Below are 25,237 nucleotides of genomic sequence, written 5' to 3' on the forward strand. Positions count from 1 at the left end.
TTCGCAACTCCTCAGAAAGGAGTGCGTCGCGCGGGAAACGGCGCTTTGCGCGGTGCTCGTCGGAGATTCCTGAGGAGTTGTGAACGCCCTCAGCCGGAGAGGGCGTCGAGGACCTTCGCGATCCGGCGTTCGCGCGTTGCATCCTGTTTGGCCTCGGCCACGCTCCGCGCGTGCTCTTTGCGTACGGAGTACGACAGTGCGTCGAAGCGTGCGCGCACGGCAGGGTCGGCGTCCAGGGCTGCAGCGAGCTCGGCGGGGATGTCGACGGTGCGCTCAGCTGAATCCACCCGGATCACGGCATCGATCTCCTGCCCGATCTCGACCCCGAGTTCGGCGCGGACGGCCTTGCTGAACCCGATCAGGTTCTCGTCGCCCATCCGCGCCAGTCGCAGGCGGGCGGTGCGTCCGTCGATGGTGACGGCGACCGGGAAGGCTTTCCCGGCACCGAACGACGCGACCTGCTCGTCCGTGAGCAGGATCGCCGCGGCGGGGCCGCGGCCGGTGAGGACGGTGTGCAGACGCAGTTCGGTCATGCCGACAGGGTACGCCTGGGGTCCTCGATCTCGGCGGCCAGAATCATGTTGCGTTCGCTGATCAGGCGGCGCATGTACGCGCCGAGGAACAGGGCGTCGACGATCCGGCCGAGCGGACCGAAGGGCGACCGGAACGTCACCGTGTCCCGCATGAGCGTGCCGGACGGATGCGCAACGAACCGGTGCTCGTGCAGGAACGCCGCGAACGGGCCGGCGATCTGCCGGTCCGAGAAGCCGTGGGGTGCATCGATGTCGAACACGACGGAACGCAACCGGAACGGGACGCCGAAATGACGTGCCCGCCACGTCACGGTCGACCCCTCCGTGAACGATCCCCCCGCCGGTGCCTCCACCATCGACTCGCCGTGTCGAGCCATCGAGCGGACGTGCAGCTCAGGGTCCAGCGACGCGGCGAACACGGCAGCGGGTGGTGCGGCGATGAGTGTCTCGAGGACGAACCGGGGCATGTCAGAGCGGCTCGGGATGCGGGCGAGGGTCCGCGAAGTCGCCCGCGGCCTTGCGGAGCCGTGCGACGATCGCGACGAGTTCCGCGGCGTCGTCTCCGCTCATGCCGAGATCGACGAAGACCTCGGAGTTCAGGGACCGGGTGGCGCGTTCGACCAGTTCCCGCCCGGTATCCGTGAGGGCGAGGAGCGCGGCCCGACCGTCGTGCGGGTGCGGCTCCCGCACCACGAGCCCATCGCGGACCAGTCGCTCCGCCGTGCTCGTGACCGTGGTCGGGTGCACCTGGAGGCGAGCGACGACACTCGACAAGGGGAGGCGTCCGGCGCGGCTGAACGCGAGCAGACGCAGCACCTCGAACCGGGCGAAGCTGAGCGCGAACGGCTTGAGCGCCGCATCGACGCGGGCGAGCAGGAGCTGTTGGGCCCGCATGACCGAGGTGACGACAGCCATGCCGTCGGCGGCATCCGTCCACCCGTGCGCGATCCACTGCCGCTTGGCCTCGGCGAGCGGGTCAACGGGGAGCGGGCGGGGTCGGGTCACCTCTCTACGGTACCGGCGGCGGCGTGCGGCGGACGGAGCGTGGGGGATACCGCAGCCCGAGTGTGGGGTATGTATACATTGTCGGGGCAATTCTGGGGTCCTGGCCGTGGTTTCCTCCGCTTTTGGCTACATAGAGACCCATGCGGATAGACTCAGCGTGTCGTGAGGAGCAATCGATGAAGATCTTCGTCTTGGTCAAAGAGGTGCCCGACACCTATGGCGATCGCAAACTGAATCTCGAGACCGGGCTCGCTGATCGCGCCGCCGGAGATGTCGTCCTGGACGAGATCACCGAGCGTGCTCTCGAGGTCGCCCTCAGTTACGCCGACAAGAACGACGGGACCGAGGTCGTCGCCCTCTCGATGGCTCCGGCCGGCTCGACCGCCTCCGTGCGTCGGGCGCTCGCGATCGGCGCCTCGTCGGCAGTGCACATCGCCGATGAGGAACTTGTGGGTGCCGATCTCGGCCTCACCGCCGAAGTGCTGGCCGCCGCGATCCGCCGCGGGAGCCCCGACCTGGTGATCACCGGGAACCTGTCGACCGACGGCTCGGGCGGTGTCATCCCGGCCATGCTCGCCGAGCACCTCGGGTTCGCGCAGGCCACCGCTCTCACGTCGGTCGAGATCACCGACGACGGCGTCTCCGGGGTCCGCGGTGCGGATGCCGGCAGTCAGCCGATCACGGCGTCGCTGCCCGCAGTGATTTCGATCACCGAGGCGCTCCCCGACGCGCGCTTCCCCAACTTCAAGGGCATCATGGCGGCGAAGAAGAAGCCGCTGGAGGTGCTCTCGCTCGCCGACCTCGAGGTCTCGGCGGATCCGTCCGCAGCGCCGCGAACCATCATGACCGCGGTGTCGGAGAAGCCTCCGCGCGCGGCCGGCGTGAAGATCACCGATGAAGGCGATGCCGCCGACAAGCTCGTCGACTATCTCGTGCAGAACAGGTTGGTGTGAGATGACTTCTTCCGAGAACCCGATCCTCGTCCTCGTCGACGTCGACCCCTCCGGCTACGTCGCGACCAGCACGGCCGCGCTGATCGGTGCCGCGTCGACGGTCGGTACGCCTGTGGCCCTGATCGTCGGCGGGAGTCCTGCGGCGGTCGATCAGGCCGCCGCTGCCGGAGCATCCGTGGTGCTGACGGCCGACGGAGACCCCACCGCGCTGACGGTCCCGATCGTGGACGCGTTGCAGGCCGCGGCAGCCCAGGTGCGACCCGATGCTGTGCTCATCTCGAACTCGATCTCCGGTCGAGACGTGGCAGGACGATTCGCGGTGCGCACGAAGAGCGCGCTGTCGGTCGACGCGGTCGGCGTCTCCCGCGATGAGGAGGGTGTCGTCGCGCACCACTCGGTCTACGGCGGCGCGTATCTGGTCGACTCCGCTCCGACATTCGGAACCCCGGTGATCACGGTGCGTCAGGGCGCGGTCGATGCGCGTGCCGAGGCGGTGCCGTCGCACTCGGTCGAGGTGCTCGATGTCACCCCGTCCGGGGTCGTCGCCGCGACGGCCGGTCCGGTCGAAGCGGTCGAGGTCGCCTCGTCCCGCCCTGAGCTGCGGGGCGCCACCCGTGTCGTCTCGGGCGGACGCGGGCTCGCATCCAAGGAGAAGTTCGTGCTCGTCGAAGAGCTCGCCGACGCGCTCGGAGCGGCGGTCGGTGCCTCCCGGGCCGCCGTCGATGCCGGATACATCCCGCAGTCGCACCAGGTCGGACAGACGGGCGTATCGGTCTCTCCACAGCTGTATGTCGCTCTCGGCATATCCGGAGCGATCCAGCACCGTGCGGGCATGCAGACGTCGAAGAACATCGTCGCGATCAACAAGGACCCCGAGGCGCCGATCTTCGAGGTCGCGGACTTCGGCATCGTCGGCGACGTGTTCACCGTGGTGCCCCAGGTGATCGCGGCGCTCGAGGCGCGGAAGAACTAGTCATGGCGACGCGGATGCTGCGACGCGGTCTGCCGCGGGTGCCGGGCGGGGACCCCTGGCCCCCTGCGGATGCCGTGGCCGTGGAAGCGGCCGACGCTCCCGAGCCTTCGGACGTGTCGCTCCCGGAGGCGGCCGTGCCGGTCGCTGAACCCGTCGCGGCCGCGGCCGCGGTCGCGCCGGAGGCAGACGCGCTCGCACCGCGTGCGGGGTCCGTGAACGGAGCCGTCGCGGCGACGGCGGGTGTGATCGCCTCCTCCTCGGGCATTCGGCGAGGGCTCCCGCGCGTGCCCGGGGGTGAGCCGTGGCCACCGGACAGTGGTGCGCAGGCTCCCGTCGCGGACGAACCAGCCGCGGAGGCGGTGCCCGCGCCGGCATCCTCGGCTGCGGCATCCGCCCCGGTCGTGTCGGACACCGTGGGCGCTGCTGCTTCGGTGTCGACGCCCGCGCCCGCCGCGAGGCCGGAGACGCACGCCTCCTCTGCGACCGGCGTTCGACGTGGGCTGCCTCGTGTCGTCGGCGGTGAGCCCTGGCCGCCCGCCGGCATCACCCCGATCATCCCCGCAGCCGCGGCCCCTGTCGACGCTGCTGCCACCGCTTCCGAGCATCCTGTCGCTGCCGAGCCCTCTGCCTCCGCGGCCGCGCGGGTCCCGACCGCTGCTGTCGCCACCGTCGATACGCCGCTGGTGTGGAAGCGCACGGTGTGGGACGGCCGTGCACCGCGGCACGTGCCTGCGGCCCCGGAGCCCGCACGTCGTCGTCCGACCTGGACCCAGGCGATCGCCGTCCTGTTCGGCGCCGCTGCGCTCGGGGTGCTCGCCGGAGCCGCCATCGCGCTGGTGCGCACGCTCCTGAGCTTCCCGTTCATGCAGGACTTCCTCGCGGCCTTCCCCGGCGAGTACGAGCCGGCTATCGAGGTCGCGCCCGGATTCGCACCGTGGGTGAACTGGGCGCACTTCTTCAACATGTTCCTGATGGTGCTCATCATCCGCTCCGGACTGCAGGTGCGCACGGAGAAGCGTCCGACGGTCTTCTGGACGCCCCGCGGCAATGCGAAGGGCAAGATCAGCCTGAACCTGTGGTTCCACCAGGCGCTCGACATCCTGTGGCTCGTGAACGGCGTCATCTTCGTGGTGCTGCTGTTCGTCACCGGGCACTGGGTGCGCATCGTGCCGACGAGCTGGGAGGTCTTCCCGAACGCGCTGTCGGCGGCCCTGCAGTATGTCTCCTTCGACTGGCCGCATGAGAACGGCTGGAACAACTACAACAGCCTGCAACAGCTCGCGTACTTCGCGACCGTGTTCATCGCGGCTCCCCTCGCGGCGATCACCGGTTTCCGGATGTCGGGGCTGTGGCCGAAGAAGGCCGAGAAGCTGTCGAAGGCATATCCGGTCGAATGGGCTCGTGCCCTGCACTTCCCGATCATGCTGTACTTCGTGGCGTTCATCATCGCGCACGTGGCGCTGGTGATGCTGACCGGATTCCTGCGCAACCTGAACCACATGTTCGCCGCGCAGGATGCCGTCACCTGGACGGGATTCTGGGTCTTCGTCGTCTCGATCGTCATGATCGCCATCGGCTGGGCGGCCGCCCGTCCGCTGGTGCTCGCTCCGATCGCGAAGGTCTTCGGAAAGGTCTCGGGGCGCTGACACGACGACGTTGACGCAGCGGCGTCGCCGCACGACGGAAGGAGATCCATGGCAGAGGCATTCATCGTCGATGCGGTCCGCTCGCCTGTCGGTCGGCGCGGGGGATCGCTCGCCGGAATCCACCCGGCGGATCTGGGCGCACACAGTCTGACCGCGCTGGTAGAACGCACGGGCATCGACCCCGGCGCGATCGATGACGTCGTGCTCGGTGCGATCGATGCGATCGGCGGGCAGTCGGGGAACGTGGCGCGCACGGCCGCCCTGGTCGCCGGATTCCCTGAGCACGTGCCCGGGGTCACGATCGATCGCCAGTGCGGCTCGAGCCAGCAGGCTGTGCACTTCGCGGCGCAGGCCGTGATGAGCGGGATGAGCGACCTCGTGGTCGCCGGCGGCTTGCAGAACATGTCGCAGGTGCCTCTGACCGCCGCGGCGACCGTGGGTGAGGCGTACGGCTTCACGACGCCGTACGCGGAGTCCCCCGGGTGGCGGGCGCGCTACGGCGATCAGGAGATCTCGCAGTTCGCCGGTGCGGAGCTGATCGCCGAGCAATGGGACATCTCCCGCGAGGAGATGGAACAGTTCGCCCTCGAGAGCCACCGTCGCGCAGCCGTCGCGCAGGACGAGGGTCGCTTCGCGAATGAGATCACGCCGTTGAACGGGCTCGACCACGACGAGGGCGTGCGCCGGGACACGAGTCTGGAGCGGATGGCCGGACTCGCTCCGTTGCGGGAGGGCGGGCGGATCACCGCTGCTGTCTCATCACAGATCAGCGATGCTTCCAGCGCCGTACTCATCGCGAGCGAGCGTGCGGTCCGCGAACACGGGCTCACACCTCGCGCGCGCATCCATCAGATGACGGTGCGGGGCGCGAGCCCCGTGCTCATGCTCACCGCGCCCATTCCGGCGACCCGGAGAGCTCTGGAGCGTGCGGGCCTCGGCGTCGCCGATATCGACCTGTTCGAGGTGAACGAGGCATTCGCCCCCGTGGTGCTCGCCTGGATGCGTGAGCTGGAGGCTCCGCATGAGAGGGTCAACGTCAACGGGGGAGCCATCGCGCTCGGTCATCCGATCGGGGCGACCGGCACGAGGCTGTTGACGACACTTCTGAACGAGCTCGAGCGCACCGGTGGGCGGTACGGCGTGCAGGCGATGTGCGAGGGCGGTGGCGTCGCCAACGTCACCATCATCGAGCGCCTCTGACCTGGTGCATGCGGGATCAAGAACGTGCCTGCGAGGGATGTGCGAGGTGCGAAATCGATCCCGCACGGGCGCGCCGCGTCAGGGTCGGACGAAGCGGACCTCGGTCAGCGTCTCACCGAGGAACGGCTCGGTGTGCGATGCGCCGTCGAGGTGGAAGCCGTTGCGCGTGTAGAAGCGGTGAGCGCGGGGGTTGTCCTCCGCGACCCACAGGTACAGCGGCTCGTCCTTCTCGACGGCGGCGTCGAACAGCTTCTGGCCGATACCGGTCGAGTGCCAGGCGTCGAGCAGGTAGATGAAGTAGAGCTCGCGGAACGCCGGAGCATCCTTGTCGCGGGCCGGTCCCGAACCGACGAAGCCGACGATCTCGCCGTCGACGAGCGCGGCGTTCATCTTGAAGTCGGGGCCTTGCGAGGCCCAGTGCGTCCAGAGCTCGGCCATCCGCCGCGGCGAGACCTTCTCGAGCGCTGCCTTGCTGATCAGGTGGTCGTAGGTCTCGTGCCAGCACTGGGCGTGCACGCGACCGAGGGCTTCCGCATCCACATCACGGACCGGACGGACGATGACTTCAGGCTGGGCTTCGGCGCTCATGTTCGTGACTCTACGCGCGGCGTCCGCGAACAGGAAATCGAGCGGAGGCCCACGGAGACGGGGCGTCACGGGATGGAGGGTTCGCACAACGATGTTCGTGATTCGTGCGCGTCTGGCTACGATCGATCCTCGTGAACGTGATCTGGCGGACCCTTCTGGTGATCCTCGGCGCTCGTCGCCGCGTGCGACGGGGGAAGACCCTCGACCCGACGGCGGTGGGCAGCATCACCCTGACGACGTTGCCGACCGACCTCGACATCCTGCGCCATATGAACAACGGTCGCTACCTGTCGCTGTTCGACCTCGGGCGCTGGGACCAGCTGATCCGCACCGGGCTGTTCGACGCCATGAAGGACCGCGGCTGGTACGCGGTCGTCTCCAGCGAGACGGTCACGTTCCGCAAGTCGCTGCAGCTCTGGCAGCGGTTCGAGGTGCAGTCGCGCTTCATCGGGCACGACGACAAGGCCCTCTTCCTGGAGCACCGGGCCGTGGTCGACGGCGAGGTCTACGCCCGGGCGATCGTGCGTGCCCGGATGCTGCGTCGCACCGGGGGCACCGTCAGCAACGAAGAGCTCTTCGCCGCGGTCGGCAAGCCCGACGGCGTGCCGGAGATCGACGCCTGGGTGCACGACTGGGCCGCGGCATCCGCCCTCCCGCCCGTGCGCGTGAAGGCTCCGAGCGTCTGGGGCTGAGCCGCTCTCGCCGCGATCTCCTCCTCTGCTTTCCGTAAGAACCTGGCTTCTTTCCCCGTCACAGAGCCGAAAGAGGGCTGCTCCCGACGGCCCTCTCAGTACTCTGAGCGGGAAGTCAGGGGCGCGGACGCCCCAGTGATCCCGTCGACGCAGACGGGTGGAGGAGGAAGCAGTGGCAGTCATCGGCATCGTGCGGGAGCCCGCGGGCGAAGCACGGGTCTCGGCCACCCCGGCGACCATCGCGTCGCTCGGCAGGCTGGGACACACGGTCAGGGTCGAACGAGGAGCAGGAGCGGCAGCGTCGTTCCCCGATGCGGACTATGAAGCCGCCGGTGCCGTGCTCGTGGGCAGGGCGGAGGCGTGGGGGAGCGAGATCGTGCTCGCGATCACGGCGCCCGGACCGGAGGAGATCGCCCTCCTCGCCGACGGGGCGACCCTCATCGCCCTGCTGTCGCCGGCACTGCGTCCCGACCTGGTCGAGTCTCTCGCCCAGCGCAGGATCACCGGGCTCGCCCTCGATGCGGTGCCCCGCATCTCGCGGGCGCAGTCCATGGACGTGCTCAGCTCGATGGCGAACATCGCCGGATACCGGGCGGTCGTCGAAGCCGCCCACGAGTTCGGACGCTTCTTCACGGGCCAGGTGACCGCCGCCGGCAAGGTGCCTCCGGCGAAGGTGCTCGTCGCGGGAGCCGGAGTCGCGGGACTCGCGGCCATCGGTGCGGCGTCGAGCCTCGGAGCCGTCGTCCGCGCCACCGATCCGCGCCCCGAAGTCGCCGACCAGGTGACCTCGATCGGGGGGACGTACCTCCCGGTCGACGTCGAGGTCGCCGCGTCCACCGACGGCTATGCGAAGGCGACGAGCGCGGACTACGACCGACGGGCCGCCGAGATCTACACCGAGCAGGCGGCCGACGTCGACATCATCATCACGACCGCCCTCATCCCCGGGCGTGCGGCACCGCGCCTGATCACGGCGTCCGACGTCGCCCGGATGAAGCCCGGCAGCGTGATCGTCGACATGGCCGCGGGGCAGGGCGGCAACGTCGAAGGGTCCGTCGCGGGCGAACGCATCGTCACCGACAGCGGCGTGATCATCCTGGGGTACACCGACCTGGCGTCGCGCCTGGCCTCTCAGGCATCCCAGCTCTACGGCACGAACCTGGCGAACCTGGTAGCCCTGCTGACGCCCGCGAAGGACGGACGGCTCGTGATCGACTTCGACGACGTGGTGCAGCGTTCGGTCACCGTCGTCCGCGACGGGGAGGTCACCTGGCCGCCGCCCGCCGTGCAGGTCGCCGCCGCGCCCGCTGCGAGAGCCGCCGCGGATCCCGTCGAGGTCGCCCCTCCGAAGAAGATGTCGACGGCGCGCCGGGTGACCCTGATCGTGCTGGGCATCGCCGCCCTCTTCGCCGTGAACGCGTTCGCACCCGCGCCGCTTCCGCAGCACTTCACCGTGCTCGTGCTCTCGGTCGTGATCGGCTTCTCCGTGATCGGCAAGGTGCACCACGCGCTGCACACCCCGCTCATGTCGGTGACGAACGCGATCTCCGGCGTCATCGTCGTCGGCGCGATGCTGCAGGTCACGTCACCGATCCCGGTCGTGCAGGTGCTCGCGACGATCGCCGTGCTGCTGGCATCCATCAACATCTTCGGAGGATTCGCGGTCACCCGCCGGATGCTCGCGATGTTCACCCTCGGGAACTCCGCGAAGGGTGGCCGGAAATGACCATCGACGCGTTCGTCGGAGCGGCGTACATCGTCGCCGCCCTGCTGTTCATCCTGAGTCTCGCCAGCCTCAGCCGCCACGAGTCGGCACGCGCGGGGGTGGTGTACGGCATCGCCGGCATGACCATCGCGCTCGTCGCGACCGTCGCCCTCACCGTCGCCGACGCCTGGAGCACCGGTGCGTTCCTCGGTCTCGGCCTGCTGGTGGCCGCCGTGCTGGTCGGTGCAGCCATCGGGCTCTGGCGGGCCAGGGTCGTCGAGATGACGGGGATGCCCGAGCTCATCGCGCTCTTGCACAGCTTCGTCGGTCTGGCAGCCGTGCTCGTCGGCTGGAACGGTTACCTCGCGCACCCGGAGCTCGCCCCCGAGCTCGTCGGCATCCACAACGCCGAGGTCTTCATCGGGATCTTCATCGGCGGCGTCACCTTCACCGGATCGATCGTCGCCTACCTCAAGCTGTCGGCCAGGATGTCGTCCGCGCCGCTCATGCTCCCCGGCAAGAACGGCCTGAACGTCGGCGCGCTCGTCGCCTTCGTCGCGCTCACCGTGTGGTTCGTGAACGACCAGCAGCTCTGGCTCCTGATCGCGGTCACCGTGCTCGCGTTCGCCCTCGGCTGGCATCTGGTCGCTTCGATCGGCGGTGGCGACATGCCGGTCGTCGTCTCGATGCTCAACAGCTACTCGGGTTGGGCGGCCGCCGCGGCGGGTTTCCTCCTCAACAACGACCTGCTGATCGTCACGGGTGCGCTGGTCGGCTCGTCGGGTGCCTACCTGTCGTACGTGATGTGCAAGGCCATGAACCGCTCGTTCCTCTCCGTCATCGCGGGCGGTTTCGGGATCGCCGCGCCGTTCGCGGACGACACCGAGTACGGTGAGCACCGCGAGATCACCGCCGAGGGGGCGGCCGAGATGCTCGTCGCCGCAGGCAGCGTCGTGATCACGCCCGGCTACGGCATGGCCGTCGCTCAGGCGCAGTACCCGGTGGCCGATCTGGTCCACAGGCTCCGCGAACGCGGGGTGGACGTGCGGTTCGGCATCCACCCGGTGGCCGGGCGTCTTCCCGGTCACATGAACGTGCTGCTGGCCGAGGCCAAGGTCCCGTACGACATCGTTCTCAGCATGGACGAGATCAACGACGACCTCGCGTCGACCTCGGTGGTGCTGGTGATCGGGGCGAACGACACCGTGAACCCGGCTGCGGCCGAGGACCCGGGCAGCCCCATCGCCGGGATGCCGGTGCTCAAGGTGTGGGAGGCCGAGAACGTCATCGTGTTCAAGCGCTCGATGGCCGCCGGCTACGCGGGGGTGCAGAATCCACTGTTCTTCCGCGACAACGCCTCGATGCTGTTCGGTGATGCCAAGCAGCGGGTGGAGGACATCATCGCGGCGCTGTGACCTCGGCTCCGAATCGCGCGATCGACGCCATCCGAGAGGGAAAAAGCGACCGATTGCGCGATTCGAACGGCCGAGGGATCCTGCTCCCGACCTAGGCTGAAATCCATGGCCGACACCCCGCCGGATGCCGTGGCATCCGCACCCCTCGCAGACCGCGCCGTCGAGCTCGCTCGGCGGTGGGCGATCGAGGCCGCGGCCGTCGAACCCGACCCCGCGGCCGCCCGGCTCGCGGGGGTGTTGCAGGACGCGAACGGCCTCCCGTTCACGCTCGGCTTCGTCGACGGCGTGATGCGCCCCGAAAGCCTGACCGCTGCCGCCTCGCAGTTGCGCCGGATCGCTCCGATCGTGCCCGAGTTCCTCCCGTGGTACCTGCGTTCCGTGGTGCGCCTCGGCGGAGGAGTGGCCCCCCTCCTCCCCGCACCCGTCGTGCCGATCGCCCGCAGGGTGCTGCGCGACATGGTCGGGCACCTCGTCGTCGACGCCCGCCCCGCGAAGCTCGGCGCCGCCATCGAGCGGATCGCCGCGGACGGTTCCCGGCTCAACCTCAACCTGCTCGGCGAGGCGGTTCTGGGCGAAGCGGAGGCGCGGCGTCGCCTCGACGGCATCCACGAGCTCATCCAGCGACCGGACGTCGACTATGTCTCGGTCAAGGTGTCCGCCATCGTCAGTCACCTGTCGATGTGGGCGTTCGACGAGGTCGTCGACGAGGTCGTCGAACGGCTTCTGCCGCTGTACCTCACGGCCGCGGGGGACGGCACGTTCATCAACCTCGACATGGAGGAGTACCGCGACCTCGATCTGACCATCGCGGTGTTCACGCGCCTCCTGGAAGATCCGCGTCTGGCCGGACTCGAAGCCGGGATCGTGTTGCAGGCCTACCTCCCCGATGCGCTGCCCGCCCTGCAGGAGCTCACCGCCTGGGCGCAGGATCGCGTCGCGCACGGCGGGGCCCGCATCAAGGTGCGGCTCGTCAAGGGTGCGAACCTCGCGATGGAGCGGGTCGAGGCGCGGATGCACGGATGGGAACCCGCGACCTACGACACGAAGCTCGACACCGATGCGAACCACCTGCGCTGTCTGGACTGGGCACTGCGACCCGAGCACACGGCGGCGGTGAAGATCGGTGTCGCCGGACACAACCTCTTCGGCATCGCCTACGCCTGGCTCCTCGCCGGTGAGCGCGGTGTCCGGGAGGCCGTCGAGTTCGAGATGCTCCTCGGGATGGCGCAGGGGCAGGTGCAGGCCGTTTCCCGCGAAGTCGGTCCGGTGCTGCTCTACGTGCCCGTGGTGGAGCCCGCCGAGTTCGACGTCGCGATCAGCTACCTGGTGCGGAGGCTGGAGGAGAACGCCTCTGCGGAGAACTTCCTCTCCGCGGCGCTCCGGCTCGGCGAGGACGAGTCGCTGTTCGTGCGCGAGCAGGACCGGTTCCTCGATGCACTCGATCGCGCCGCCGATCCGACTCTCCGCACCGGACCGCGTCGCACCCAGGACCGGCACGCCCCCGTGCACGAGTCCGTGCGGCCCGTCCCGTCGGCTCCCGCCCCGGAGACCGACCTCACCAAGGCGGTGCTCGGCATCTCCCGCGGATCCGACGACGGCGGACGGGAGGCCTTCCTCGAGACGGCCGTGTACTCCGCCCGCGAGCTGGAGCACGACGCGGGCGGTGCTCCGGGGTTCGTCAACACGGCCGACACCGACCCCGCCCTCCCCGCGAACCGCGACTGGGCGCGCGAGGTGCGCGAGCGCATCCCCGGGTCCGATCTCGGCACCGCGACGGTCGCTGCCGGGCGGGTCGACGATGCCGCGGCGTTGGACCGGATCGTGCAGGGCGTCCGCCGCGCCGCTCCCGCCTGGGGCGGACGACCCGCTGCGGAGCGGGCCGAGGTGCTGCTCCGCGCGGCGGCGGCGCTCGAAGGGCGGCGGGCGGATCTCATCGAGGTCGCTGCCTCGGAGACCGGAAAGGTCTTCGCGGAGGCCGACGTGGAGGTGAGCGAGGCGGTCGACTTCGCCCGCTACTACGCCGCGAAGGCACGCGAGCTCGACGCGATCGCCGGGGCCGTCTTCGTGCCGTCATCCGTGACCGTGGTCACCCCGCCGTGGAACTTCCCCCTCGCGATCCCGGCGGGCGGGGTGCTCGCCGCGCTCGCGGCCGGTTCCGGCGTGGTCTTCAAGCCCGCCCCGCAGGCACGTCGTTGCGCCGCCGTCATCGCGGAGACGCTGTGGCAGGCCGGCATCCCTCGTGATCTGCTCGCGCTGGTCGACGTCGAAGAGGGCGATCTGGGTCGCGACCTCATCACGCACGAGGCGGTCGATCGCGTGATCCTCACGGGGGCGTGGGACACGGCGGCGCTGTTCCGCTCCTGGCGTCCGGACCTCCCGCTGCTCGCGGAGACCAGTGGCAAGAACGCGATGATCATCACCCCGTCCGCCGACCTCGATCTCGCGGTCGCCGATCTCGTCAAGAGTGCCTTCGGCCACGCCGGTCAGAAGTGCTCCGCTGCCTCGCTGGCGATCCTGGTGGGCCCGGTCGGCCGGTCCCCGCGGTTCGCGCGCCAGCTCGCGGATGCCGTGCGCTCGCTGCACATCGGTCCGCCGACCGATCCGCTGGCCGAGGTCGGGCCGGTGATCGAGCGACCCCACGGCAAGCTCGCCTGGGCGCTGAGCGAGCTCGAGGGGGAGGAGCAGTGGCTGATCGAGCCTGCGCTCGCCGAGGGCGATGACGGCAGCGGACGACTGTGGCGGCCCGGTATCCGCGTCGGAGTACAGCCGGGGTCGCGCTTCCACACGGAGGAGTTCTTCGGCCCGGTGCTGGGGGTCATGCATGCCCCCACCCTCGCGAAGGCCATCGAGATGCAGAACGCGGTCGCCTACGGCCTCACCGCCGGGCTGTACACGCAGGACCCGGACGATCTCGCCCTGTGGCTCGATCGGGTCGAGGCCGGGAACCTGTACGTGAACCGCGGCATCACGGGCGCGATCGTGCAACGGCAGCCGTTCGGTGGGTGGAAACGGTCTTCGGTCGGTCCCGGCGCGAAAGCGGGCGGGCCGAACTACCTGATCGGACTGGGGTCGTGGCGCTCGCAGGCGGGCGGCCCGGCGTCCAGCACGCTGCACCTGCGCGGACTCGACTCCCGCATCACGGCTCTGATCGAGTCGGCGCAGTCCTCGCTCGCCTACGAGTCGTTCGAGTGGCTGCGTCGATCGGCGCTGTCCGATGCGCTGGCCTGGGACCGCGAGTTCGGGCAGGTGCGCGACGTGTCGCACCTCGATGTCGAGCGGAACCTGTCCCGCTACCGTCCGGTGCCGGTCGAGGTCCGTGCGACGGCGGATGCGGGACTGCAGGAGCTGCTGCGCGTCGTCATCGCCGGTGTGCGCGCCGGAGCGGCGTTCGTCCTCTCGACTCCGGTCGGGCTGCCCGCCGATGTGCGTCGCGCGCTCGGCGATCTCGACGCCCCCGTGTTCCTGGAGAGCGACGACGAGTGGCTGCAGCGCCTGCAGCGGCAGGACGCTGGTCCCGAGGGCGTCGCGCTTCCGGTGGCCGACCGCGTGCGGCTGGTCGGCGGTCGTGAAGGGGTGGCCGCGCTGCGCGCGAAGCTCGCCACGGCCTCCGCCGGCGATCCCGACCTCGCGGTGTACGACGGCGAGGTGACGGGCGCGGCCCGCATCGAGCTGCTGCCGTTCGTGCACGAGCAGTCGATCTCGATCACCGCACACCGCTACGGCAACCTCGACCCGTGGAGCAGCGACGTGATCTGACGCGTCTCACGCCCCATCCGTCCCTCCGTTCCCGTGGCGTCCCTCCGTTCCGGTCGCGATATGGCACCCGTTTCCCTCGAATAGGGCGCCATATCGCGACCGGAACGGGGGAGAACACTCCGGATGTAAAGAATTCTTGACACACGCATACCGCGGACGTACGCTGAGTGTGTCAAGAATCTTTTACATCGGAGGCGTCATGGTCTACGAAGAACGCAATGCCTGGTCGGGGCTCATCGTCAGCCCGATCGTGATGGTCGTGTACGTCGTGCTGGTGCTTCAGCAGGCCGGGGGAGGACCGCTCACCGACGTCGACTGGTTCCCGCTCATGCTGTGGGTGATCGGTGGCGGCATCGTCGCGACCATCGTCCTCAGCATCGTCTGGGGGATCATCGCCGGGATGACGGATCCGGACGGGGTGGGTCGCTCGGACATCCGCGACCGCGACATCAGCCGCATGGGCGGACGGGTCGAGCAGGCCTTCGTCGTGGTCGCGGGACTCGGAGTCATCGCGCTGTGCGCCGTCGGAGCCGACGTCTTCTGGATCGCGAACACCATGTTCGCGGGCTTCGCGGTGTCGGCGCTCGTCGGCGGCATCGCGCGGGTGATCGCCTACCGGCGAGGACTCGTCTGATGGTCAAGCCCACCCGCGTCTCGAACACCATCCGTGTGCACCGCGAACAGGCAGGACTCACCCAGGCCGAACTCGCACGCACGGTCGGTGTGACGCGCCAGACGCTCATCGCGATCGAGCAGCAGAAGTACTCGCCGACGCTCGAGCTCGCCTTCCAGATCGCCCGCGCGTTCGGTGTGGGCCTCGACGACATCTTCGAGTATCCCGACACGTCAGGAGCATCCGCATGAACCAGTCGATGCAGGCATGGTCCCGGGAGACCTACGGGGCGGCCGACGGCGTGACGCTGCAGAGCATCCCCGTCCCGACGCCCGGTCGGGGGGAGGTGCTGCTGCGGGTGCGCGCCACGGCCCTGAACGCGGGCGATGTGCGTCTCCTCCTCGGTGATCCGCTGCTCGTCCGGCCGGTGTACGGCCTGACCCGTCCGAAGCATCCGGTGCGCGGTATGGAGGTCGCCGGCACCGTGGTCGCACTCGGGCCCGACGTCGTGGGCGCGGAGCTGGGGGAGGACGTCGTCGGAGAGCTCGTCGGCGGCGGAGGCCTCGGCGACTACGTGAGCGTCCCGGCCTCACGGCTCGTGCCGATCCCGCCCGACATCGCGCCCGAGTCCGCCGCGTGCCTTCCGGTGGCCGGGGGGACTGCGTGGCAGGCGCTCGACCTCGCCGGGGTGGGGCTCGCGCATGCCGGGACGCCGCGCGTCCTCATCATCGGCGCCTCGGGTGGTGTCGGTACCTTCGCCGTGCAGCTCGCGGCGCTCCGTGGGGCCGAGGTCTGGGCGACCTGCCGTGCCCGCAACGCACCGCTGGTCGAGCGGCTGGGCGCCGTTCGCACCTTCGATCACCGGGAGTCTCCGCTGGCCGACCTCCCCGCAGGACGGTTCGACGCGATCGTCGACATCGCCGGGGGGATGCCGCTGCGGGAGCTGAAGCGCCTCGTCGCTCCCGGCGGCACCGTGGTGCTGGTCACGGGAGACGGCGGACACGTGCTGGGCCCGATCCCCCGGATGCTGCGCGCGGTGTTCCTGTCGATCGGATCGCGGAGCATCCGTCCCCTCGCCGCGACTCCGCGTCCGGAAGTGCTCGCGAAGCTCCTCGAACTCGTGGCCGACGGACGTGTGGTTCCCGTGGTCGAACGGGAGTACCCCTTCTCGGAGGCCGCTACCGCCCTGTCTCGCATCGCGGCCGGTCATGCGGTCGGCAAGCTTGTCGTCACCGGCTCCGGCTCCTGAACCGACCCGCGCGGTGCTCTGGCGGCATACAGGCGGCGGGTGACACAATGGACCCCGGCGTGCCCGAGTCGCATCTTCCCCGACGCCCGCTCTGAACGAGCGAAGGGTCGAAGGACCGCCGGGCCCCTGGACAGCGTCCGCCGCGCCCGTCCTCCGAGGAGAGCACCCATGTCGACGCCTGAAGCCGCCGTCTCCCCCGCCCCCGCCCGCACCGCGCACCACCGCCGCTACCTGATGTGCAAGCCGGAGCACTTCACGGTCAACTACTCGATCAACCCGTGGATGGAGCCGACCAGGCCGACCGACACCGCCAACGCGGTCGCGCAGTGGCAGAAGCTCCACGATCTGTACATCGAGCTGGGCCACGAGGTCGAGCTCATCGATCCGCTCCCCGGATACCCCGACATGGTCTACACGGCCAACGGCGGGTTCCTCATCGACGGTCGCGCCTACGTGCCCGAGTTCCGCTTCGTCGAGCGTCAGGGCGAGTCCCCGGCCTTCGCCGACTGGTTCCGTGCCGCGGGCTTCGACACCGTGATGCCGAAGGAGGTCAACGAGGGTGAGGGCGATTTCCTCCTCGTCGGCGACGTGATCCTGGCCGGCACCGGCTTCCGGTCGACGGGAGACAGCCACCGTGAGGTCGGCGAGGTCTTCGGCCGCGAGGTCGTCTCGCTCACCCTGGTCGACCCGCGCTTCTACCACCTCGACACCGCCATCGCCGTGCTCGATCCGGTGCAGGGCGCGGAGAACGGCGGCCCCGAGCGCGCGAACATCGCGTACCTTCCCGGTGCCTTCGACGACGCCAGCCGCGCGATCCTCGAAGAGCGATTCCCCGACGCGATCCTCGTCTCGGATGAGGACGGTTCGGTGTTCGGCCTCAACTCGGCGAGCGACGGCTACAACGTGGTCATCTCGCCGCGTGCGAAGGGCTTCGAGAAGCAGCTGCGTGAGCGCGGGTACAACCCGATCCTGATCGACCTCTCCGAGCTGCTCCTCGGCGGTGGCGGGATCAAGTGCTGCACGCTCGAGCTGCGGGGTGCGAAGTGACCGCCCTCGACGAGACCACCACCGCGGGCACCGAGCCGCACGTCGCGCACAACTATCACCCGCTGCCGGTGAACATCGCCCGCGCCGAGGGTGCCTGGGTGACGGATGTGGAGGGCAAGCGCTACCTCGACCTGCTCGCTGCGTACTCCGCCGTGAACTTCGGCCACCGGCATCCGGCCCTCGTCGCGGCGCTCACCGAACAGCTCGGACGCGTCACGCTCGTCAGCCGCGCGTTCCAGAGCGACCGGCTCGAACCGTTCGCCGCGGCACTCGCCGAACTCGCGGGCAAAGACCTCGTGCTGCCGATGAACACCGGGGCCGAAGCCGTGGAGACCGGCATCAAGGTCGCCCGCGCCTGGGGATACCGCGTCAAGGGCATCGCCGAGGGCAAGGCGCGCATCATCGTCGCGGCCGGGAACTTCCACGGTCGCACGACCACCATCGTCAGCTTCAGCGACGACGAGACGGCTCGCGACGACTTCGGTCCGTACACGCCCGGTTTCGACGTCGTGCCCTACGGGGACGCGGACGCGATCGCCGCGGCCATCACCGACGAGACGGCGGCCGTGCTCGTGGAGCCGATCCAGGGCGAGGCGGGTGTCGTGATCCCGCCGGAGGGCTACCTGCGCCGCATCCGTGAGATCTGCGACGAGAAGAACGTGCTGTTCATCGCCGACGAGATCCAGGCGGGCCTGGGACGGGTGGGGGAGACCTTCGCGTGCGACCGGGAAGGTGTCGTCCCCGACCTGTACCTGCTCGGCAAGGCCCTCGGCGGCGGCCTGCTTCCGGTCTCGGCCGTGGTCGGCGACGCCGACGTGCTCGGCGTGATCCGGCCCGGCGAGCACGGCTCGACCTTCGGCGGGAATCCGCTCGCCGCGGCCGTGGGCCTGCGCGTGGTCGAGATGCTGCAGACCGGCGAGTTCCAGGAGCGGGCGCGTGCGCTCGGCGCTCACCTGGATCAGGCGCTTCAGCCGCTGATCGGCCACGGTGTGACGGCCGTGCGCATCGCGGGGCTCTGGGCAGGCGTCGACATCGACCCGGCGAAGGGTACCGGACGCGAGATCGCCGAGAAGCTGCTCGAGCGGGGTGTGCTCGTCAAGGACACGCACGGGCAGACCATCCGCATCGCGCCGCCGCTCGTGATCCGCGCGACCGAGCTCGACTGGGCGGTGGAGCAGCTCAAGCTCGTGCTGGCCTGAGCCCCTGCCACGCTCAGGCGGGCGGGGAGTCCGGGTCGAGCGTCTTCAGCGAGTCCTCCTCGGCCTCGTTGTCCGCGTCGAGCTGCTCCTCGGTGTTCTCGTCACCGCCGAGCGCCGAGCGATGGCCCTGACCTGCGTCGCCTTGGATGGCGCCACCGGTCGACTCGCCCCGGGAGCTGTCGCCCTGGATCGCTCCGCCGGTGCCGTCGCCCTGGCCCGAGTCCTCGTCCGGGACGGCGGTTTCCGGTGCGCCCTCTGCCGGGTCCGTCGAGTGGGGGGTGCGTTCCGTGTTCTCATCCATGCGACGACGATACGTACGGCCGGGGCAGCCGTGGAGGGCGTTGACAAACCCGGCGCGGAGGGTCAGCGATCGTCGTCGCGGTTCTTCGGGCTGCGGATCGGCGTGGTCACGGCGGCTTCGTCGCTGAACTCGATCGGGTCCACCTCGACGACCCGCAGCGGACGGGTCTCGTCGAGGGTGAGCAGGAATCGACGGTTCTCGGCGCGACGCAGGCGCCCCGAGGTCGCGACCCAGATGACGCCGATCGCGCACGCGACGAATCCGGCTGTGCCACCGAGCATGATGGCCGCGCGCGGTCCGAAGACGTCGGCGACCCACCCGGCGATCGGCGCGCCCACGGGCGTCGATCCCATGATCACAGCCATGTAGAGGGCGAGCACCCGTCCGCGCAGGGTCGGTTCGGTCGTGATCTGCACGTAGCCGTTCGCGGTCGTCAGCAGGGTCACGATCATGAACCCGGTGAACGTCAAGGTGACGGCATAGGACGCGTAGGTCGGCATCGCGGAGGAGACGAACGCGGCGATGCCGAACCCTCCGGCCGCGAGGATGACGACCCGCACCCTGGCCCTGTCGCGGCGCGCCGCCAGCAGCGCGCCGATGAGGGAGCCGATCGCGAGAACGGAACTGAGGACGCCGTAGCCGTCGGCCCCGGCGCCGAACTCGAGCGCCATGGTCGAGGCGAAGATCGGGAAGTTCATGCCGAACGCGCCGATCAGGAACACCGTGACGAACACCACGCGCAGATCGCTGCGGCCCCATACGTATCGGAAGCCGTCGGCGAGGCCGCCGCGACTGCGGCTCTTGAGGCGGGGCGCGAGGAGGCCCGTGCGCAGCATCGACAGGGCGAGGATCATCGCGAGGAAGGTCGCGGCGTTCACGATGAAGACCCAGCCGGAACCGATCGCGACGATCAGCAGACCGCCGACCGCCGGGCCGATCATCCGCGCCAGGTTGAACGACGCCGAGTTCAGGGCGACGGCGTTGGAGGTGTCGCCGGTCGAGACCATGTCGGAGACGAAGGCCTGTCGGGCGGGAGCGTCGAAAGCGTTCACGATGCCGAATCCGAGGGCGAAGCCGAACATCATCGGCAGCGTCATCAGGCCGTTCAGCAGCAGCACGCCGACCGCGACGGCCAGGGCGAGCAGCGCCGACTGCGTGGCGAACAGGATGTGTCGTCGGTCGAACCGGTCGGCCACCCAGCCGGTGAGGCTCACCAGCACGAGCGGCGGCCCGAACTGCAGGGCCATCGTGACGCCCATCGCGGTCGCGTCGTTGTCGGTCAGCTCGGTCAGCACGACCCAGTCCTGGGCTGTCGCCTGCATCCAGCCGCCGACGTTGGAGACCAGGGCTCCGGCGAACCAGATCCGGTAGTTGATGTTCGCGAAGGAACGGAACATCGCGCTCATCGCTCCACCACCCGTCGCATCAACGCGCTCGCTTCGCGCAGCGTGGTGAGTTCGTCCTCGGTGTAGTCCACCTCGCGCAGCATGTCGGCCAGCAGCTCGTCGCGCCGCCGGATGGTCTCGGCGACGATCTCGATGCCGGCGTCGGTGATGTCGACCTGCACGCGTCGACGGTCGTCTTCGTCGGGGGTGCGCACGACGAAGCCCTGTTCCTCGAGGCCGTTGATCGTGCTGGTCATCGAGGGCGCCGTCACCCGCTCGCGCTCGGCGAGGGTCGAGATCGTGCGGCGACCGTTCATGCGCAGGTCGGCGAGCACCGCGAGCTGCGCGTCGCTCATCGAGTCCGCGGCCCGTGCGCACCGGAGGCGCCGAGCCAGGCGGAAGGTGGCCATACGCAGATCTGTGGCGGTGAGGTGGAGGGATTCATCGGACGCAGACATTACTTAGATAGCCTATCTAATTTTCTGGCGCTCTGGTGCGGCCGAGGCCGGGCACAATGGAGGGGTGACCCGAACGATCGCTCTCGAAATCGCCGTGCAGGACCCCGCAGGAGTGCGCATCGCCGCAGAAGTCGGCGCCGACCGCGTCGAGCTCGCGACGGCCCTCGCCCTCGGTGGGCTGACCCCGTCGCCCGCGACCGTCGAGCTGTCGGTCGAGGCGGCCGGACAGACCGGCCCCGAGGTGCATGTGCTGATCCGGCCGCGCGCCGGCGGCTTCCACTACTCCGAGGATGAACTCGCCGTCTCCGAGCGCGACGTCCGTCACGCGATCAGTGCCGGCGCGAGCGGGGTGGTCATCGGCGCGCTCGACGCCGAGGGACGCCTCGACCTGTTCGCCATGGCACGGCTTCGCGACGCGGCCGGGGGAGCCCCCGTCACGCTGCACCGTGCCATCGACATGACCGCGGACCCGGTCGCGACGCTGCGCAGCGCCCGCGAGCTCGGTCTGCGCCGAGTGCTCACCTCGGGCGGCGCGTCCGCCGCGATCGACGGCATCGACACCCTGCGTGCTCTCGTCGCCGCAGCCGAGGGGGAGATCGAGGTCATGGCAGGCAGCGGGGTCGACGTCGACAGCGCCCCCGTGCTCGCGGGCGCCGGCGTCGACGCGCTCCACTTCTCCGCCAAGCGGGCCGTGCTCGAAGACGGCGGCGTGCGGATGGGATCGGCCTCCGATGGGGTCGGCGGCTACGAGGTGACCGACCGCGACACCGCGTTCGCGATCCGGGATGCGCTCGGGCGGTAGCCGCTCCTCCGTGCTCTCGATAGGCTCGCACCGTGATGGATACCCGCGAGTTCACCGATGCCTATGGCGTCGACATCGTCTATGACGTCCATCCTGCGGACGGGACGCCCCGCGGAGTCGTGCAGCTTCTGCACGGCGTCGGGGAGCACGCCGGGAGATACGGCGCCCTGATCGGGGCTCTCACCACCGCCGGCTTCCACGTGTACGCCGATGACCACCGGGGCCACGGCCGCACCGGCATCCGTCAGCACGGCGGCCCCGAGAAGCTCGGACGCCTGGGCAAGGGCGGGTTGCGCGCGGCCGAGGAGGCCGTCTGGCAGCTGACGGGCATCATCCGTGCGGAGAACCCCGATCTGCCGCTCGTGCTGCTCGGGCATTCCTGGGGCTCGTTCCTGGCGCAGATGCTCGTCAACGACCATCCCGAAGCCTGGGACGCCGTCATCCTCTCGGGGTCCGCACTGCGGATGCCGGGGTCGCTCAACGCAGCGCCCCTGAACGCGCGGTGGGCCGGCGAGGGGGCCACCGGCCTCGAATGGCTCAGCCGTGACCCGGCCGTGTGGGCCGCTTTCGACGAGGATCCGCTGACCACCGACGTTCCGCTCCTCAAGCTCTTCGGTCCGATCGAGGCGGCGAAGCTCTACGGCCGGCCCGCGAAAGACCTCGGCCACGACATCCCGATGCTGCTGCTGGTCGGGCGCGACGACCCGGTGGGCGGCCCCCGCAGCGTGCACAAGCTCGCCGACGAGTACCGCAACCGGTCCGGACTCACCGACGTCACGACGCTGGTCTATCCGGACGCGCGCCACGAGATCTTCGCGGAGCTGCAGCAGGACGAGGTGCGAGCCGACGTGCTCTCCTGGCTCGACAAGCACATCCCGGCGCGCTGACGGCTTCTTCCCCGGCGGTGCGGGATCGAAAACGCGCCTGAGGGGTGGGTGCGAGGCGCGAAATCCATCCCGCACGGGCCCCGCGGGCGGAGTTCCGCGCCTTAAGCTGGAACCGTGCACGGTGAATACAAGGTTCCAGGCGGAAAGCTCGTCGTCGTCGACCTCGAGATCGAGGATGACCGGATCTCTCGCTTCCGCCTCGCCGGCGACTTCTTCCTCGAGCCGGACTCGGCGCTGGACGACATCGACGCCGCCGTCAACGGGATGCCCGCCGAGTCGGATGCCTCGGCCATCGCCGCCGCCGTCCGCGGAGCCCTGCCCGACGGTGCACAGCTGCTCGGATTCACCCCCGAGGCCGTCGGCACCGCGGTGCGCCGCGCGCTCGTGACCGCTCCGGGATGGCGTGACTTCGACTGGGAGATCGTGCACGACGCGGCCGTGTCGCCCCGGATGAACCTGGCGCTCGACGAGGTTCTGACCTCACGCGTCGGCGAGGGACGACGTCGTCCGACTCTGCGCATCTGGGAATGGGACGAATCGGCCGTCGTGATCGGGTCGTTCCAGTCCTACCGGAACGAGGTCGATCCGGAAGGCGCTGCGAAGCACGGGTTCGACGTCGTCCGCCGCATCTCCGGTGGCGGGGCGATGCTCATGGCCGCCGGGCAGATCATCACCTACTCGCTCTACGTGCCGGCGTCCCTCGTCGCGGGCATGACGTTCGCCGACTCCTACGCGTTCCTCGACGACTGGGTGCTGCAGGCCCTGCGGTCGCTGGGCATCGACGCGGTCTACCAGCCGCTCAACGACATCGCGAGCCCGACCGGCAAGATCGGGGGTGCCGCGCAGAAGCGACTCGCGAACGGGGGAGTGCTGCACCACGCCACCCTCTCCTACGACATCGACGGTCAGATGATGACCGAGGTCCTGCGCATCGGGCGCGAGAAGCTCAGCGACAAGGGCACCACGTCGGCGGCCAAGCGGGTCGATCCGCTGCGCACGCAGACCGGGCTCGAGCGTGCGGAGATCATCGAGCGCTTCAAGGACACCTTCCGCTCGCTGACCGACGCGGAGACCGGATCGGTGACAGCGGACGAGTACGCCGATGCCGAGGCCCTCGTCGCTTCGAAGTTCGCCACCGAGGCATGGCTGCATCGGGTGCCGTGACGGCTCCGGAGCCTGACCTCCCGACCCCGATCACCGGTGCGGTCACGATCATCGAGGGCGACAACCTCGTGGTCGCGGCCACTCTGCCGTCGGCGTCCTTCACGCTCGTGTACCTCGATCCGCCGTTCAACACCGGTCGCACGCAGGAGCGCCAGGTCGTGACCGCGCGACGCTCGTTCACAACTCCGCAGGAATCCGCGGGGGTCGCGGAGCCCGGTCCGGAATCCGGCGGTGCCGAGGGTGTGAGCAGTGCAGAACTGAGGAGTTCTGAACCGGGGCCCGCCGTGCCCGAGACCGAGGTGCGCCACGGATTCCACGGCCATGCCTACGAGCGGGTGCGCGGAATCCTCCGTGCCTACGACGACCGCTTCGACGACTACGGTGCCTTCCTCATGCCGCGGCTCGAGGAGGCGTGGCGACTGCTCGCCGACGACGGCACCCTCTACCTGCACCTCGACTACCGGGAGGCGCACTACGCGAAGGTGATGCTCGACGCAGTGTTCGGGCGCGACTGCTTCCTGAACGAGCTGATCTGGGCGTACGACTACGGCGCGAAGTCGCGCAGTCGCTGGCCGACCAAGCACGACACGATCCTGGTCTACGTGAAGAACCCTCGGGCGTACGTCTTCAACTCGGACGAGGTCGACCGCGAGCCGTACATGGCCCCCGGGCTCGTGACTCCCGAGAAGGCGGCTCGCGGCAAGCTCCCCACCGACGTGTGGTGGCACACGATCGTGCCGACGACCGGGCGCGAGAAGACCGGCTATCCGACGCAGAAGCCCGAAGGGATCCTCCGGCGGATCGTGACGGCCTCGAGCCGCCCGGGCGATCGGGTGCTCGATCTGTTCGCGGGCAGCGGGACGACCGGCGCGGTGGCATCGGCGCTCGGTCGCGATGCCGTGCTCGTCGATGACAACCCCGAGGCGATCGGGATCATGAGGGCGCGGATGCCGCACGCCGAGGTGACACACCTCGACGCGGGGTCACACCGGGCGTAGCAGCACGAGGAACTGTTCGATCTCGGCGGCCATGTCGAGGGAGGGATCGAGCATCCACGCGGTCTGGAGCCCGTCGGCCAGGGCATGCAACGAGCGGACGACCCAGGCCGGATCGAGGTCGGCTCGGAGGAGACCGGCTTCCTGGTCGGCGGCGACCTGCGCGCGCGTGAAAGCTTCGATGCGGTCGGTGCGCTCACGGAAGTAGGCATGCGCGGGGTGCGAGGGGTCTCCGGCCTCCGCGGCCAGCTGCGCATACAGCTGTACGAGGCCCGGCACCGACGCATTGTGACGCATGATCGCGAGGAACGCGGCGGAGGCGTCTTCGGCCGTGTACTGCTGCTGGTCCCGGTCGTCGCGGGCGCGCAGGATCGCGACGAACAGCTCTTCCTTGGAGCCGAAGTAGTGCAGGAGTCCGGCGGGGCTGAGTCCCGCTGCATCCGCGATCTCGCGGACGGAAGCCTTCCGGTATCCGTGTTCGGCGACGACGGCGAGCGCCGCGTCGAGGATCTCCTCGCGCTTCGCCACGCCCTTGGCGTAGGCCCCTCGTGTCGACATGGCCCCAGGGTATCCGTCGTGTCTGGATCACGAAAACCAAACATCGTTCGTGAATGTCTTGCGACAGGGGTGGCCGATCTGCCAGCATGTCCGATGAATACCGAACATCGTTT

General features: G+C 69.6%; 25 protein-coding genes. 17 read left to right on the top strand and 8 right to left on the bottom strand.

What is annotated here, in order from left to right; translation table 11 throughout:
- Positions 1-89 precede the first annotated feature (89 nt).
- The 3 genes from KV397_RS02005 to KV397_RS02015 are packed head-to-tail and all read right to left on the bottom strand — an operon-like array spanning position 90 to position 1,538.
- Positions 90-533 carry a YdeI/OmpD-associated family protein gene (locus tag KV397_RS02005; protein ID WP_261812038.1) on the bottom strand — a complete coding sequence of 148 codons (444 nt, stop codon included), beginning with the start codon at positions 531-533 and terminating at the stop codon, positions 90-92.
- Positions 530-1,000, bottom strand: a complete 471-nt coding sequence (locus KV397_RS02010) for an SRPBCC family protein (protein ID WP_261812039.1) — start codon at positions 998-1,000, stop codon at positions 530-532. The genes KV397_RS02005 and KV397_RS02010 overlap by 4 nt, the downstream gene beginning before the upstream one ends.
- 1 nt (position 1,001) lies before the next feature.
- Entirely contained in the window at positions 1,002-1,538 is a 537-nt protein-coding gene (locus KV397_RS02015) for a MarR family winged helix-turn-helix transcriptional regulator (protein ID WP_261812040.1), read from the bottom strand.
- Positions 1,539-1,714: 176 nt separating this feature from the next.
- On the opposite strand from KV397_RS02015, the gene KV397_RS02020 reads away from it, so the two are divergent.
- Genes KV397_RS02020 through KV397_RS02035 form a run of 4 tightly spaced genes read left to right on the top strand, consistent with a single transcriptional unit; the run spans position 1,715 to position 6,310 of the window.
- Positions 1,715-2,491 carry an electron transfer flavoprotein subunit beta/FixA family protein gene (locus tag KV397_RS02020; RefSeq protein WP_047522253.1) on the top strand — a complete coding sequence of 259 codons (777 nt, stop codon included), beginning with the start codon at positions 1,715-1,717 and terminating at the stop codon, positions 2,489-2,491.
- Between the two features lies 1 nt (position 2,492).
- Positions 2,493-3,464, top strand: a complete 972-nt coding sequence (locus tag KV397_RS02025) for an electron transfer flavoprotein subunit alpha/FixB family protein (RefSeq protein ID WP_131493985.1) — start codon at positions 2,493-2,495, stop codon at positions 3,462-3,464.
- 2 nt (positions 3,465-3,466) lie between these two features.
- The gene (locus tag KV397_RS02030) at positions 3,467-5,110 is read left to right on the top strand and encodes a cytochrome b/b6 domain-containing protein (RefSeq protein ID WP_261812041.1); all 1,644 of its coding nucleotides are present in this window, start codon (positions 3,467-3,469) and stop codon (positions 5,108-5,110) included.
- A gap of 48 nt (positions 5,111-5,158) precedes the next feature.
- Positions 5,159-6,310: an acetyl-CoA C-acetyltransferase gene (locus KV397_RS02035; protein WP_131493986.1), complete on the top strand. Its 1,152-nt coding sequence runs from the start codon at positions 5,159-5,161 to the stop codon at positions 6,308-6,310.
- Positions 6,311-6,388: 78 nt separating this feature from the next.
- Here KV397_RS02035 and KV397_RS02040 read toward each other — a convergent pair whose 3' ends face one another.
- A complete protein-coding gene (locus tag KV397_RS02040) occupies positions 6,389-6,898 on the bottom strand; it encodes a GNAT family N-acetyltransferase (RefSeq protein WP_165875492.1) in 510 nt (169 codons plus the stop codon).
- Positions 6,899-7,029: 131 nt separating this feature from the next.
- On the opposite strand from KV397_RS02040, the gene KV397_RS02045 reads away from it, so the two are divergent.
- From KV397_RS02045 to rocD, 9 genes are all read left to right on the top strand, one after another.
- Entirely contained in the window at positions 7,030-7,590 is a 561-nt protein-coding gene (locus KV397_RS02045) for an acyl-CoA thioesterase (RefSeq protein WP_047523568.1), read from the top strand.
- Between the two features lie 172 nt (positions 7,591-7,762).
- Entirely contained in the window at positions 7,763-9,316 is a 1,554-nt protein-coding gene (locus KV397_RS02050; RefSeq protein ID WP_261812042.1) for a Re/Si-specific NAD(P)(+) transhydrogenase subunit alpha, read from the top strand.
- Entirely contained in the window at positions 9,313-10,710 is a 1,398-nt protein-coding gene (gene pntB / locus KV397_RS02055; RefSeq protein ID WP_261812043.1) for a Re/Si-specific NAD(P)(+) transhydrogenase subunit beta, read from the top strand. Before KV397_RS02050 ends, pntB begins: the two co-directional genes overlap by 4 nt.
- 105 nt (positions 10,711-10,815) lie before the next feature.
- Entirely contained in the window at positions 10,816-14,466 is a 3,651-nt protein-coding gene (locus KV397_RS02060; protein WP_261812044.1) for a bifunctional proline dehydrogenase/L-glutamate gamma-semialdehyde dehydrogenase, read from the top strand.
- Positions 14,467-14,665: 199 nt separating this feature from the next.
- Positions 14,666-15,100 (top strand): hypothetical protein, encoded by a 435-nt coding sequence (locus KV397_RS02065; protein ID WP_047520337.1) that lies wholly within the window; start codon positions 14,666-14,668, stop codon positions 15,098-15,100.
- A complete protein-coding gene (locus tag KV397_RS02070; RefSeq protein ID WP_047520335.1) occupies positions 15,100-15,330 on the top strand; it encodes a helix-turn-helix transcriptional regulator in 231 nt (76 codons plus the stop codon). The genes KV397_RS02065 and KV397_RS02070 overlap by 1 nt, the downstream gene beginning before the upstream one ends.
- A complete protein-coding gene (locus KV397_RS02075; RefSeq protein ID WP_261812045.1) occupies positions 15,327-16,328 on the top strand; it encodes an NAD(P)-dependent alcohol dehydrogenase in 1,002 nt (333 codons plus the stop codon). The genes KV397_RS02070 and KV397_RS02075 overlap by 4 nt, the downstream gene beginning before the upstream one ends.
- Before the next feature lie 168 nt (positions 16,329-16,496).
- Positions 16,497-17,375 (top strand): dimethylargininase, encoded by an 879-nt coding sequence (gene ddaH / locus KV397_RS02080; protein WP_261812046.1) that lies wholly within the window; start codon positions 16,497-16,499, stop codon positions 17,373-17,375.
- The gene (gene rocD / locus KV397_RS02085) at positions 17,372-18,574 is read left to right on the top strand and encodes an ornithine--oxo-acid transaminase (RefSeq protein ID WP_153242943.1); all 1,203 of its coding nucleotides are present in this window, start codon (positions 17,372-17,374) and stop codon (positions 18,572-18,574) included. The genes ddaH and rocD overlap by 4 nt, the downstream gene beginning before the upstream one ends.
- 13 nt (positions 18,575-18,587) lie before the next feature.
- On the opposite strand, the gene KV397_RS02090 is transcribed toward rocD, so the two are convergent.
- From KV397_RS02090 to KV397_RS02100, 3 genes are all read right to left on the bottom strand, one after another.
- Positions 18,588-18,875, bottom strand: a complete 288-nt coding sequence (locus tag KV397_RS02090; protein ID WP_047520327.1) for a hypothetical protein — start codon at positions 18,873-18,875, stop codon at positions 18,588-18,590.
- Between the two features lie 62 nt (positions 18,876-18,937).
- Positions 18,938-20,272: an MFS transporter gene (locus KV397_RS02095; protein ID WP_052193302.1), complete on the bottom strand. Its 1,335-nt coding sequence runs from the start codon at positions 20,270-20,272 to the stop codon at positions 18,938-18,940.
- A 5-nt stretch (positions 20,273-20,277) separates the two neighbouring features.
- The gene (locus KV397_RS02100) at positions 20,278-20,718 is read right to left on the bottom strand and encodes a MarR family winged helix-turn-helix transcriptional regulator (protein WP_047520323.1); all 441 of its coding nucleotides are present in this window, start codon (positions 20,716-20,718) and stop codon (positions 20,278-20,280) included.
- A 64-nt stretch (positions 20,719-20,782) separates the two neighbouring features.
- On the opposite strand from KV397_RS02100, the gene KV397_RS02105 reads away from it, so the two are divergent.
- The 4 genes from KV397_RS02105 (at position 20,783) to KV397_RS02120 (ending at position 24,569) form a co-directional block, all read left to right on the top strand.
- Positions 20,783-21,520 carry a copper homeostasis protein CutC gene (locus KV397_RS02105; RefSeq protein ID WP_261812047.1) on the top strand — a complete coding sequence of 246 codons (738 nt, stop codon included), beginning with the start codon at positions 20,783-20,785 and terminating at the stop codon, positions 21,518-21,520.
- 35 nt (positions 21,521-21,555) lie between these two features.
- Positions 21,556-22,407, top strand: coding sequence for an alpha/beta fold hydrolase (locus KV397_RS02110; protein ID WP_131494368.1), 852 nt, complete (start codon positions 21,556-21,558; stop codon positions 22,405-22,407).
- Between the two features lie 114 nt (positions 22,408-22,521).
- The gene (locus KV397_RS02115; protein ID WP_153242940.1) at positions 22,522-23,571 is read left to right on the top strand and encodes a lipoate--protein ligase family protein; all 1,050 of its coding nucleotides are present in this window, start codon (positions 22,522-22,524) and stop codon (positions 23,569-23,571) included.
- The gene (locus KV397_RS02120; protein WP_261812048.1) at positions 23,550-24,569 is read left to right on the top strand and encodes a DNA-methyltransferase; all 1,020 of its coding nucleotides are present in this window, start codon (positions 23,550-23,552) and stop codon (positions 24,567-24,569) included. The genes KV397_RS02115 and KV397_RS02120 overlap by 22 nt, the downstream gene beginning before the upstream one ends.
- On the opposite strand, the gene KV397_RS02125 is transcribed toward KV397_RS02120, so the two are convergent.
- Positions 24,555-25,124 (bottom strand): TetR/AcrR family transcriptional regulator, encoded by a 570-nt coding sequence (locus KV397_RS02125; RefSeq protein WP_261812049.1) that lies wholly within the window; start codon positions 25,122-25,124, stop codon positions 24,555-24,557. The genes KV397_RS02120 and KV397_RS02125 overlap by 15 nt on opposite strands.
- Between the last annotated feature and the right edge of the window lie 113 nt (positions 25,125-25,237).

The sequence above is a fragment of the Microbacterium aurugineum genome, from assembly GCF_023101205.1.
Classification (GTDB): domain Bacteria; phylum Actinomycetota; class Actinomycetes; order Actinomycetales; family Microbacteriaceae; genus Microbacterium; species Microbacterium aurugineum.